Here is a 14,364-nt window from a genome sequence, read left to right on the forward strand (position 1 = left end):
CACCATTCCCCCAGGTGGTATCGGCGACGGCTTCGATCTTTCCGCATTGTTGCCGCCGACGGACCTGCAATTTGGACGGCTGGAGCCGCGTGAGCTGACGATCGGGGTCAGGGAAGAAGATACGACGCCGACAATCGACATTGGCTCCGGATTTGTCGTCAACGAGGCCGCGCTTTCCGACGGGACGGACCCGGCCAGCACCGCCGAGCAGGTTTCAGGGACCTTCAACATCGTCTCGGGTGATGGCATCGGGACGCTTGTCATTGACGGTGTGGACGTGACCAACGGCGGCAGCGTTGCCGGGCAATACGGCACGCTCGTGGTCACCGGCAATCCTACGAACGGCTATAGCTGGATTTATACCCTTGCCGACAACACTCTTGATCATCACGACAACTCATCGACCGGAACGACCGAGGGGGTTTCCGACAGCTTTGCCGTCGTGGTTACAGACACAGACAATGATCCGGCCACCGCGACCCTCAATATTGGTGTGCTGGACGACGGCCCTACGCTTTCGGTCCAGGCAACCGCGCAAGCGGCACAGTTGCTTTCGGTCGAGCTCGACGAGACGGTCGGCGGCGACCGCTATAATGCCGGCGAGACCGAAGATGCCGGCGGCAACGCCAACACCGATGACGGCGTTGGCCTGGCCCAGGTGACGACCGGCCTGGCGGGTGGCCTTTCTTCGCTGTTCGCCGTTGGCGGCGTCTACGGTGCCGACGGGCCAGGCAGCACGACCGCGCAGTTGGCATTCACCGGCATTCCGGCCGGTGGCCTTGCCACGAATCTCATTGCCACGGACGGCGGGGCCATTACGCTCTTCCTCGAAGGAGGAGTGATTGTCGGCCGCGACACGCAGGGTGATCAGGTCCTGACCATTGCGATCACCGGCGCGCCCGGCGCAGAGCAGTTGCAGACCACGCTCTACGAAGCGCTCAACCATGGCGCCGACGGCAACAAGTTCGATTCCGAACTCAATCTGTCGCTGACCAATGGCGGCCAGGTTCAGCTGCAATATGAGGTGACGCGCCAGGACGGCGACGGCGACACCGTCATCGAGAAGGCTACCGTCGATCTGATCGACGGCAACGGCTCGGCATTCTCCTTCGACGATGACGGGCCAAGCCTTACGGTCGGCACCCACGATGGAGCCGCTGGCCTGCTTTCGGTCGAGCTCGACGAGACGGTTGGCGCGGACCGCTACAATGGCGCTATCGGCGAGACCGAAGACGCCGGCGGCAACGCCAACACGGATGATGCCGGTCCGGGCCTGGCACAGGTCAACACGGCAGTATCGGGCGGACTGACCAATCTGTTCACGATCGGCGGCAGCTATGGTTCGGACGGTCCTGGAACCGTCACCGGAACTTTGAGCTTCACCGGCATTCCGGCCGGTGGCCTTGCCACGAATCTCACTGCCACCGATGGCGGCGCCATCACACTGTTCCTCGAGGGCGGCGTTATCGTCGGCCGCGACACGCAGCTCAATCAGGTTCTGACCATCGCGATCACTGGCGCGCCGGGCGCCGAGCAGCTGCAGACCACGCTCTACGAAGCGCTCAACCATGGCGCAGACGGCAACAAGTTCGATTCCGAACTCAATCTGTCGCTGACCAATGGCGGCCAGGTTCAGCTGCAATATGAGGTGACGCGCCAGGACGGCGACGGCGACACCGTCACCGAGAAGGCGACCGTCGACCTGATCGACGGCAAGGGCTCGGCATTCTCCTTCGACGATGACGGGCCGAAGGCCATTGGCACCGCCCAGATCACCGCGAATGTCGACGAGGATGGCCTGCACAACAGCCAGTCCACCGGAAATGCCGACAATCTTCAGCCTGGCGAAGTGACCGGAACAAACTCCGCGGTTGCCATCGGTGCTGCCGGCGCATTGAATGCAATCGTCGACTTCGGCTCTGACGGCCCGAATGCGACTTCGGCCTTCGGCCTTGTCACCCAAACCACCCCATCGGATTCGGGATTTGATTCGAAAGGCGGCAATGTCCTCATCGTCTCCGACGGCACGACCCTGACCGGCTATGTCGATGTAGGCGCCGGCGCCGGCTATCAGGCGGGCACGGATCGTCCTGTTTTCACCCTGACCGTCGGTGCGGACGGCTCCTATGTCTTCACCCTGATCGATCAGATCGATCATCCGACTCTGGATATGCTCCCGGGCGACAACACCGAAAATACGCTTGCCAATGGCGGTATCGATCTTTCGGCCTTTGTCGTTGCCATGGACGGTGACGGCGATACCATCGGACTGGCGGCTGGTACATTCAAGGTCCAGGTGCTCGACGACGTTCCGCAGATCGTCGCGCGGGATGCCGGCACGACGACCACAACCACGACCGAAACGATCGTCTACACGCTGCAGGCCGGCAACACCGATGTTCGCGGCATGGATGGCGCAGGCAACCACGACATCAAGCTCAGCGCCGTCGACATCAACGAAGGCGACAATTCCGTCAACACCACCGGCACCAAGATCGGCGTTGGCGACGGCCAGATCATCGACGGATACGAAACCCATCCGCATTTGACCGGCCCCGAAATCGTGACGATGGACTTCGTCAACAATCTTGTCATCGCCCCCAACAATCCGAATCCGCCCAGTATCACCGACGGTGGTTCATACGACGTCGACTCGGTCAAGTTCACGATCGATGTTGCGGAAGCCCAGGGTGTCGAAGCCGCCGTGATGTTCATCGGCGCCAAGGACGGTGGCACATTCGAGCCGTTCACCGTGAGCATCAATGGTGTGCTGACGGCCGGCACGGCTGTCTTCGAGGGCGGCGCGCAGGTGGGCTATGCCTTCGCCGGCGTGCCGGATGGTGCGACTGTCGAGGTCATCGGCAGCACCCCGTTCGACCAGCTCAAGGTGGGCAACTACAACGATTTTACCTTCGATTCCAACGCTGGCGGAACCGATGCGACCTTGACTGGCGGCAACCCCTTCAAGATCTTCGGCATCGAAGCCAAGATCACCACCGTCACCACGCAGACGGAGGTCTTCAGGGTCAGCCACGACGAATCCGCCGGCGTCAACAATGCCGCGGATCCCAATCCGGCCAACGACACCGCGCTTCCCCCGCCTGCCCTGGTCACCGAACCAGACGCACTAGGTTACGCAAAATCATCAGCCAGTGCACTCGGCCTGTTCAATGCGTCGGTTGGCGCGGACGACGACGCGACGTTCTCCTTTGCGGTGACGGATGCGAACGGCAACCCGCTGGCAAACATCGATTCGGGCCTGAAGACACTCGACGGCCTGGCAATCATGCTCTCGACAAATTCGGACGGCGTTCTCGTTGGTTCTGCCAACGGCGTCGACGTCTTCAAGGTTTATGTCGATCCGACCGGAGCGGTCTGGATCGGGCAATATCAGCCGATCGCTCACAATGTCGACGGTTCAAGCACCGCAGCCTTTGACGACATAGCGACCGTCGCCGCCGACCTGCACGTCAAGGCCACCATCACCGATTTCGACGGCGACACGAGCACCGCCGTATCCCATGTCGCGTTGAGCATCGAATTCCAGGATGATGGCCCGGTTGCGGTCAACGATCAGGACTCGGTCACCGAAGATGGGCCGCTCACGGCGGACGGCAATGTGATCACGGGCGTGGGTGGCGCCGACGCAAACGCAACCGACGGCCAGGCGGATCACCTCGGCACCGACGGCCTGGGCTCGATCACCTGGGACGGCGCCGTTGCCAACCACGTTGCTGGAACCTACGGCCAGCTTACGGTGGGCGCCGACGGCAGCTACACATATGTGCTCTACACCCAAGCCCAGAACCCGGCCGGGTATGCCGCGGTACAGGCGCTGGATGTCGGCCAGACCGTGGCCGAGAGCTTCGACTATGCTGTGGCGGATGGCGACGGCGATACCGCTCTGGCGTCCCTGACCATCACCATCAACGGCACCAACGACGCGCCGCAGATCGTCGTCAACCAGGGTAATCCGGCCGGCGCCCACGACCTGGTCTATGAAGCGGGCCTTCCGGCGGGTTCAGCGGCCGGCAACGGCAGCACGGTGGCGACCGGCACCTTCACCGTGTCGGACCCCGACGGCCTCGACGACGTCCAGAGCGTCACCATCGGCGGCACCACGGTTGCCATCGGCAGCCTCAACGGTTCGACCTTCCCGGGCGACCACGGCACGCTGCTGATCACCGGCTACAACGCGGTAACCGGCGTAGCGACCTACCAGTACACGCTGACCAGCCCGACCACGGACGTTCCCGCCGTCACCGAGACCGAGACCTTCTCGCTCACCGTGTCGGACGGCACCTCCTCGTCAGCCCCGGCGGCGATCGTGATCGATATCGTCGACGACGTGCCGACGGCCACCGCCGACAGCGGCAATGTCAATGAAGGCGCCCTGCTGACGGTCGCCGCGACCGGCGTGCTGGGCAACGACGTGGCCGGCGCCGACGGCGCCACCATCGATGGCGTGCGCGCCGCCGGCGGCAACACCACGACGGCCGTATCGGGCGGTGTCGGCACCGACATTGCCGGCCTGCACGGCACTTTGCATCTCAACGCCGACGGCTCCTACACCTACCAGTCGACGGCCAACAACATCGCCGCCGACACCACGGACGTGTTCGTCTACACGCTCAAGGACGGTGACGGCGACCTGTCGACGACGACGTTGACCATCAACCTGGCCGATGCCGGGCTTGTTGCACCGGCCGACAACGACGTGACGGTCAACGAAGCCGCACTCGACACCACCACGAGCGGCGCCGACCTTGCGCACGGCTCGGTGACCGGCTCGCTGCCGGCCCTGGCCACCGAGACCGATGCCTCCAACCAGCTCAACGCCACTGGCGGCTTCGCACCGCTGACCTATCAGCTGCTGAGCGGCGGCAATGCCGCCACCGCAGGCACCTACGGCACCATCCAGGTCAATACCGACGGCACCTATGTCTACACGCTGACCTCACCGGTGCATGGACCGGCGACCGCCGGTACCGACACCGTCAACGCCGCAGAGAGCTTCACCTACAAGGTCACCGACGCCAACGGCAACACCACCACCGGCACCATCAACGTCGCCATCGTCGACGACGTGCCGACGGCCACCGCCGACAGCGGCAATGTCAATGAAGGCGCCCTGCTGACGGTCGCCGCGACCGGCGTGCTGGGCAACGACGTGGCCGGCGCCGACGGCGCCACCATCGATGGCGTGCGCGCCGCCGGCGGCAACACCACGACGGCCGTATCGGGCGGTGTCGGCACCGACATTGCCGGCCTGCACGGCACTTTGCATCTCAACGCCGACGGCTCCTACACCTACCAGTCGACGGCCAACAACATCGCCGCCGACACCACGGACGTGTTCGTCTACACGCTCAAGGACGGTGACGGCGACCTGTCGACGACGACGTTGACCATCAACCTGGCCGATGCCGGGCTTGTTGCACCGGCCGACAACGACGTGACGGTCAACGAAGCCGCACTCGACACCACCACGAGCGGCGCCGACCTTGCGCACGGCTCGGTGACCGGCTCGCTGCCGGCCCTGGCCACCGAGACCGATGCCTCCAACCAGCTCAACGCCACTGGCGGCTTCGCACCGCTGACCTATCAGCTGCTGAGCGGCGGCAATGCCGCCACCGCAGGCACCTACGGCACCATCCAGGTCAATACCGACGGCACCTATGTCTACACGCTGACCTCACCGGTGCATGGACCGGCGACCGCCGGTACCGACACCGTCAACGCCGCAGAGAGCTTCACCTACAAGGTCACCGACGCCAACGGCAACACCACCACCGGCACCATCAACGTCGCCATCGTCGACGACGTGCCGACGGCCACCGCCGACAGCGGCAATGTCAATGAAGGCGCCCTGCTGACGGTCGCCGCGACCGGCGTGCTGGGCAACGACGTGGCCGGCGCCGACGGCGCCACCATCGATGGCGTGCGCGCCGCCGGCGGCAACACCACGACGGCCGTATCGGGCGGTGTCGGCACCGACATTGCCGGCCTGCACGGCACTTTGCATCTCAACGCCGACGGCTCCTACACCTACCAGTCGACGGCCAACAACATCGCCGCCGACACCACGGACGTGTTCGTCTACACGCTCAAGGACGGTGACGGCGACCTGTCGACGACGACGTTGACCATCAACCTGGCCGATGCCGGGCTTGTTGCACCGGCCGACAACGACGTGACGGTCAACGAAGCCGCACTCGACACCACCACGAGCGGCGCCGACCTTGCGCACGGCTCGGTGACCGGCTCGCTGCCGGCCCTGGCCACCGAGACCGATGCCTCCAACCAGCTCAACGCCACTGGCGGCTTCGCACCGCTGACCTATCAGCTGCTGAGCGGCGGCAATGCCGCCACCGCAGGCACCTACGGCACCATCCAGGTCAATACCGACGGCACCTATGTCTACACGCTGACCTCACCGGTGCATGGACCGGCGACCGCCGGTACCGACACCGTCAACGCCGCAGAGAGCTTCACCTACAAGGTCACCGACGCCAACGGCAACACCACCACCGGCACCATCAACGTCGCCATCGTCGACGACGTGCCGACGGCCACCGCCGACAGCGGCAATGTCAATGAAGGGGCCCTGCTGACGGTCGCCGCGACCGGCGTGCTGGGCAACGACGTGGCCGGCGCCGACGGCGCCACCATCGATGGCGTGCGCGCCGCCGGCGGCAACACCACGACGGCCGTATCGGGCGGTGTCGGCACCGACATTGCCGGCCTGCACGGCACTTTGCATCTCAACGCCGACGGCTCCTACACCTACCAGTCGACGGCCAACAACATCGCCGCCGACACCACGGACGTGTTCGTCTACACGCTCAAGGACGGTGACGGCGACCTGTCGACGACGACGCTGACCATCAACCTGGCCGATGCCGGGCTTGTTGCACCGGCCGACAACGACGTGACGGTCAACGAAGCCGCACTCGACACCACCACGAGCGGCGCCGACCTTGCGCACGGCTCGGTGACCGGCTCGCTGCCGGCCCTGGCCACCGAGACCGATGCCTCCAACCAGCTCAACGCCACTGGCGGCTTCGCACCGCTGACCTATCAGCTGCTGAGCGGCGGCAATGCCGCCACCGCAGGCACCTACGGCACCATCCAGGTCAATACCGACGGCACCTATGTCTACACGCTGACCTCACCGGTGCATGGACCGGCGACCGCCGGTACCGACACCGTCAACGCCGCAGAGAGCTTCACCTACAAGGTCACCGACGCCAACGGCAACACCACCACCGGCACCATCAACGTCGCCATCGTCGACGACGTGCCGACGGCCACCGCCGACAGCGGCAATGTCAATGAAGGCGCCCTGCTGACGGTCGCCGCGACCGGCGTGCTGGGCAACGACGTGGCCGGCGCCGACGGCGCCACCATCGATGGCGTGCGCGCCGCCGGCGGCAACACCACGACGGCCGTATCGGGCGGTGTCGGCACCGACATTGCCGGCCTGCACGGCACTTTGCATCTCAACGCCGACGGCTCCTACACCTACCAGTCGACGGCCAACAACATCGCCGCCGACACCACGGACGTGTTCGTCTACACGCTCAAGGACGGTGACGGCGACCTGTCGACGACGACGTTGACCATCAACCTGGCCGATGCCGGGCTTGTTGCACCGGCCGACAACGACGTGACGGTCAACGAAGCCGCACTCGACACCACCACGAGCGGCGCCGACCTTGCGCACGGCTCGGTGACCGGCTCGCTGCCGGCCCTGGCCACCGAGACCGATGCCTCCAACCAGCTCAACGCCACTGGCGGCTTCGCACCGCTGACCTATCAGCTGCTGAGCGGCGGCAATGCCGCCACCGCAGGCACCTACGGCACCATCCAGGTCAATACCGACGGCACCTATGTCTACACGCTGACCTCACCGGTGCATGGACCGGCGACCGCCGGTACCGACACCGTCAACGCCGCAGAGAGCTTCACCTACAAGGTCACCGACGCCAACGGCAACACCACCACCGGCACCATCAACGTCGCCATCGTCGACGACGTGCCGACGGCCACCGCCGACAGCGGCAATGTCAATGAAGGCGCCCTGCTGACGGTCGCCGCGACCGGCGTGCTGGGCAACGACGTGGCCGGCGCCGACGGCGCCACCATCGATGGCGTGCGCGCCGCCGGCGGCAACACCACGACGGCCGTATCGGGCGGTGTCGGCACCGACATTGCCGGCCTGCACGGCACTTTGCATCTCAACGCCGACGGCTCCTACACCTACCAGTCGACGGCCAACAACATCGCCGCCGACACCACGGACGTGTTCGTCTACACGCTCAAGGACGGTGACGGCGACCTGTCGACGACGACGCTGACCATCAACCTGGCCGATGCCGGGCTTGTTGCACCGGCCGACAACGACGTGACGGTCAACGAAGCCGCACTCGACACCACCACGAGCGGCGCCGACCTTGCGCACGGCTCGGTGACCGGCTCGCTGCCGGCCCTGGCCACCGAGACCGATGCCTCCAACCAGCTCAACGCCACTGGCGGCTTCGCACCGCTGACCTATCAGCTGCTGAGCGGCGGCAATGCCGCCACCGCAGGCACCTACGGCACCATCCAGGTCAATACCGACGGCACCTATGTCTACACGCTGACCTCACCGGTGCATGGACCGGCGACCGCCGGTACCGACACCGTCAACGCCGCAGAGAGCTTCACCTACAAGGTCACCGACGCCAACGGCAACACCACCACCGGCACCATCAACGTCGCCATCGTCGACGACGTGCCGACGGCCACCGCCGACAGCGGCAATGTCAATGAAGGCGCCCTGCTGACGGTCGCCGCGACCGGCGTGCTGGGCAACGACGTGGCCGGCGCCGACGGCGCCACCATCGATGGCGTGCGCGCCGCCGGCGGCAACACCACGACGGCCGTATCGGGCGGTGTCGGCACCGACATTGCCGGCCTGCACGGCACTTTGCATCTCAACGCCGACGGCTCCTACACCTACCAGTCGACGGCCAACAACATCGCCGCCGACACCACGGACGTGTTCGTCTACACGCTCAAGGACGGTGACGGCGACCTGTCGACGACGACGTTGACCATCAACCTGGCCGATGCCGGGCTTGTTGCACCGGCCGACAACGACGTGACGGTCAACGAAGCCGCACTCGACACCACCACGAGCGGCGCCGACCTTGCGCACGGCTCGGTGACCGGCTCGCTGCCGGCCCTGGCCACCGAGACCGATGCCTCCAACCAGCTCAACGCCACTGGCGGCTTCGCACCGCTGACCTATCAGCTGCTGAGCGGCGGCAATGCCGCCACCGCAGGCACCTACGGCACCATCCAGGTCAATACCGACGGCACCTATGTCTACACGCTGACCTCACCGGTGCATGGACCGGCGACCGCCGGTACCGACACCGTCAACGCCGCAGAGAGCTTCACCTACAAGGTCACCGACGCCAACGGCAACACCACCACCGGCACCATCAACGTCGCCATCGTCGACGACGTGCCGACGGCCACCGCCGACAGCGGCAATGTCAATGAAGGCGCCCTGCTGACGGTCGCCGCGACCGGCGTGCTGGGCAACGACGTGGCCGGCGCCGACGGCGCCACCATCGATGGCGTGCGCGCCGCCGGCGGCAACACCACGACGGCCGTATCGGGCGGTGTCGGCACCGACATTGCCGGCCTGCACGGCACTTTGCATCTCAACGCCGACGGCTCCTACACCTACCAGTCGACGGCCAACAACATCGCCGCCGACACCACGGACGTGTTCGTCTACACGCTCAAGGACGGTGACGGCGACCTGTCGACGACGACGTTGACCATCAACCTGGCCGATGCCGGGCTTGTTGCACCGGCCGACAACGACGTGACGGTCAACGAAGCCGCACTCGACACCACCACGAGCGGCGCCGACCTTGCGCACGGCTCGGTGACCGGCTCGCTGCCGGCCCTGGCCACCGAGACCGATGCCTCCAACCAGCTCAACGCCACTGGCGGCTTCGCACCGCTGACCTATCAGCTGCTGAGCGGCGGCAATGCCGCCACCGCAGGCACCTACGGCACCATCCAGGTCAATACCGACGGCACCTATGTCTACACGCTGACCTCACCGGTGCATGGACCGGCGACCGCCGGTACCGACACCGTCAACGCCGCAGAGAGCTTCACCTACAAGGTCACCGACGCCAACGGCAACACCACCACCGGCACCATCAACGTCGCCATCGTCGACGACGTGCCGACGGCCACCGCCGACAGCGGCAATGTCAATGAAGGCGCCCTGCTGACGGTCGCCGCGACCGGCGTGCTGGGCAACGACGTGGCCGGCGCCGACGGCGCCACCATCGATGGCGTGCGCGCCGCCGGCGGCAACACCACGACGGCCGTATCGGGCGGTGTCGGCACCGACATTGCCGGCCTGCACGGCACTTTGCATCTCAACGCCGACGGCTCCTACACCTACCAGTCGACGGCCAACAACATCGCCGCCAACACCACGGACGTGTTCGTCTACACGCTCAAGGACGGTGACGGCGACCTGTCGACGACGACGCTGACCATCAACCTGGCCGATGCCGGGCTTGTTGCACCGGCCGACAACGACGTGACGGTCAACGAAGCCGCACTCGACACCACCACGAGCGGCGCCGACCTTGCGCACGGCTCGGTGACCGGCTCGCTGCCGGCCCTGGCCACCGAGACCGATGCCTCCAACCAGCTCAACGCCACTGGCGGCTTCGCACCGCTGACCTATCAGCTGCTGAGCGGCGGCAATGCCGCCACCGCAGGCACCTACGGCACCATCCAGGTCAATACCGACGGCACCTATGTCTACACGCTGACCTCACCGGTGCATGGACCGGCGACCGCCGGTACCGACACCGTCAACGCCGCAGAGAGCTTCACCTACAAGGTCACCGACGCCAACGGCAACACCACCACCGGCACCATCAACGTCGCCATCGTCGACGACGTGCCGACGGCCACGAACGACACCTGGGCTCCGACCATCACAGGTGCAACGGTTCTCACTGGTCTCTTGGACAACGACAAATTCGGCGCCGATGGCGTCGACACCGACAACAATCCGGTCAGCGGCCAGGTGACCGCCACCAACGGTGCTCACGGCACCGTCACCTACAACAACGATGGAACGTTCACCTACACGCCGACGGGCATCTATATCGGCTCGGACTCTTTCACATACACGATCAAGGACGGTGACGGCGACACTTCGACGGCCACGGTGACCCTGAATGTGCAGACCAACACCGTTCCATCGGGTGGCGGGACAGCGTCGTTGACATTGAACGAAGCCGCGCTCGACACTACGCTCGATGCCTCGGCGCCCGCGGATCTCCAAGCTGGGGCCGTGACCGGCACCAATCCGAGCAGTCGCGGCGAGACGGCGCAAGCAATCAGCGGCATCACCTTCACCACGACCGGCGAAGCCATTAATGTTGCATTCGCCAACCCGACCGGCGATCCAAACTGGGTGGCGCCGACTGTTTCTGGCCTAGCCTCTGGATACACAATCAGCTGGGCGCTCGTCGGCAACCAACTCGTCGGCAGTCTGATACAAACGGCCGGCAGCGTGAACCTCGGCGCATTCGTCTATCTGGCGCTGTCAAACACAAGCGCCGGCGCCAACAGTTCGTTGACACCCGTCGTTACCGCGACACTGACCGACCAGCTCCAGCATCTTGCCGGCTCGGGCAACGTCACCATCAACGGGCTTCAGGTGGTGGCAACCGACACCAGCGGTGATCATGTTTCCGGATCGGTCAATCTGACGGTCCTGGACGACGTTCCGCTGCCATTCAAGCCGGATGGCATCTTCGTGGAAAACACCACGCATACGGTGCTGACGGAGAGCATCAATTTTGCCGCGAGCGCCGGTGCTGACGGCGTTGGCAATGTCGTGTTCAACGTGACCGAAGGCGCGGCCGTCACATCAGGCAGCACAAACATATTCCTGAATGGCGAGCAGGTCTTCTTCCACGTCGTCGATACGCATACTGTGGAGGGACGGACCTCGGCCGCGAACGGCAGCGACCTCGCTTTCACGGCGACCCTGAACCCGGCGACAGATACTTGGACATACACCCAGGCCGCGACGATGTTTGCCGGCAACCAGTTCAATACGGCGAACTTCTCGCCAAGCGGTGGCAACAACCAAGCGATTGTCCTGGACTCCATCGGCTCAACCAGCGACCTGCTCGCAACCGCCAACAGCCCCAATTCCGTGAACACCAGCACGGGCAGTTGGGGCGTCGATGGCGGAAACAGCATCAGCCCTGGTGAGAAGATCCGCTTCGATTTCGTCAGCAATGCAACCACCGACGGCACCATCGCCGGAACCCCCGCGGGCATCGGGGCGGGAACCCACTATACGGATCACTACGAGGTGGCTAGCTATACACAGGGGATTGGCAATGTCTCGGGACCTGGCCTGGTTTCTATAACGATCCGCCCGGTCAACGCCGACTATGATAACACCTACATAGGTGATGTTACCGGCGAAAGCACGGCCCTCGGCGCCTTGGTCACTGTCGTCAACGGCTCCGGCGGAGCTACTCCGACCGCAACGAACAATGGGGACGGAACGTGGACGATCACCGGTCTTGCGCAAGGCGACACCTTTACCGTGGTTGCAAATTCAGACCCGTTCAGCGCAATCGAAATTTCGGCCAATGTTGGCTCGAATGACTTCAAACTGGGCCCGGTCACCTACACGACCGCCAACGCCGTCACACCGTTCGACATCTCGATCCCGGTCACGGCAACCGACGGTGACGGCGACCCAATTGCCGGGTCAGTGACGGCACACCTTTCGCCCGACCTCAGCACCTGGCAAGGAACTTCGGGCGTGGACACTCACACCACGACGCGACAGAAACCACGCTGCTCGGCGAGGACGGCAACGACACCCTCAATGGACTCAATCTCCAGGCTGATATCCTCTCCGGCGGACGCGGCGATGATACCTTGTCGGGCAACTCCGGTAACGACACGCTTTACGGCGGCTCGGGAGCGGACATACTGTTCGGCGGCGACGGCAACGACCTGCTGATCGGCGGTTCGGTCAGGACACGCTCACCGGTGGTATAGGCGTCGATACGTTCAAGGCTCGAGCACTCGACATCAAAGATCTTATCGCTGACTACAGCGGTTGTCGGCGGCCATGGCGACATCATCGACCTTACCTCACTGTTCGATACAGCCGCCGGAGGGGCCAAATGTCGGCGACTTCGTGAACTACAATGCGGGAACGAACACTGTCAGCGTCGACGCCGACGGTTTGGCCAACGGCGCCAATTTCGTGGACGTGGCCACCTTGACGAACGCACCCGTCGCCAACACGATCACCCTGCTCTACGATGACGGAGTGACGCAGCATACGACAACGGCAAACGTGGTCTAGGAGCATGGTGCGGGGCCACGCGACTATGCTATGTATTAGAGATTAGGAATACAGAGGGGGATCTCATCATGAAACGTTCCGTAAGACTGTTGGTTTCCGCTGCGACGCTGTTTCTGGCAGTCGGATCGACGGGCTATGCCGCCGACATCATCGACGGGCCGGTGGCCGACTATTGCCGGACCGTCGGCACATCGAACCTGGTGTTGAACGACAACATCGTCGATCTCAAGGTCAGGTGGTCAAGCTGATGGACGAGTCGGTGGCCGTCGCCAACAGCTCGGAATGGATCAATTCGTCCCGCCTTCGTCTGGCGTCGGAAGCCAAGGTCGCCTGCGGCATGGCTATGGCTACCTCAAGACGAACTACAAGGACGAGGACACGCTCAACAAGTGCGAGTGCTTCCACGACCGCATGGTCGAGTATGAACTGACCGAAAGGGATCCGGCAGTGCCGGTTGGCTGACCCGATGGTCGGCGGACGATTGACGAGGCGATCGCCGGAGCGATCGCATTGACCGGTTTTGGCCAGCTTGCCACTCAAGCCTGCGCCAACTGGCTGGAACGACCTAGCCTGGAGAGACCAGCACCGTTCGGCTTGAGGCGGCCGGTTCGCTGCGACACCGCCTCCGAATGGACGCGCGCGACATTCAAGGCGTTTGCGACATGCCAGGCATCGCTCTACGGCCTGGAGCCGGTGCTGGCGCACGCGGTGATGGAGATCGAAAGCGGATTCGATCCCGATGTGCACGGCGCCGATGGTGAGGTCGGGTTGATGCAGGTAATGCCCGCGACGGCCCGAATGCTGGGCTTTCGTGGCTCGCTCGACGAGCTTGGCGCGCCGGCGACCAACATCGCGCTCGGTCAGATATCTGGCGCAGGCAAACAGCCTTGCCGCAGGCGATCTCTGCACCACCGTCATGAAGT

The 14,364-nt window shown here is 64.5% G+C and carries 3 protein-coding genes and 2 pseudogenes; all 5 read left to right on the forward strand.

The window, feature by feature from the left end:
- Positions 1 to 3,286: 3,286 nt before the first annotated feature.
- Positions 3,287 to 11,272: pseudogene (locus tag NLY33_RS29415) on the forward strand (cadherin-like domain-containing protein); the annotation flags it as partial.
- 1,733 nt (positions 11,273 to 13,005) lie between these two features.
- A complete protein-coding gene (locus tag NLY33_RS29710) occupies positions 13,006 to 13,128 on the forward strand; it encodes a hypothetical protein (protein WP_502882063.1) in 123 nt (40 codons plus the stop codon).
- Between the two features lie 142 nt (positions 13,129 to 13,270).
- Positions 13,271 to 13,441, forward strand: a complete 171-nt coding sequence (locus tag NLY33_RS29425) for a hypothetical protein (protein ID WP_286439442.1) — start codon at positions 13,271 to 13,273, stop codon at positions 13,439 to 13,441.
- A gap of 68 nt (positions 13,442 to 13,509) precedes the next feature.
- Positions 13,510 to 13,903, forward strand: a pseudogene (locus NLY33_RS29430) (hypothetical protein).
- A 48-nt stretch (positions 13,904 to 13,951) separates the two neighbouring features.
- The coding region (locus tag NLY33_RS29435) for a transglycosylase SLT domain-containing protein (RefSeq protein ID WP_353620303.1) at positions 13,952 to 14,364 on the forward strand (413 nt) is incomplete at its 3' end.

The sequence above is a fragment of the Mesorhizobium sp. C432A genome, from assembly GCF_030323145.1.
Taxonomy (GTDB): Bacteria; Pseudomonadota; Alphaproteobacteria; order Rhizobiales; family Rhizobiaceae; genus Mesorhizobium.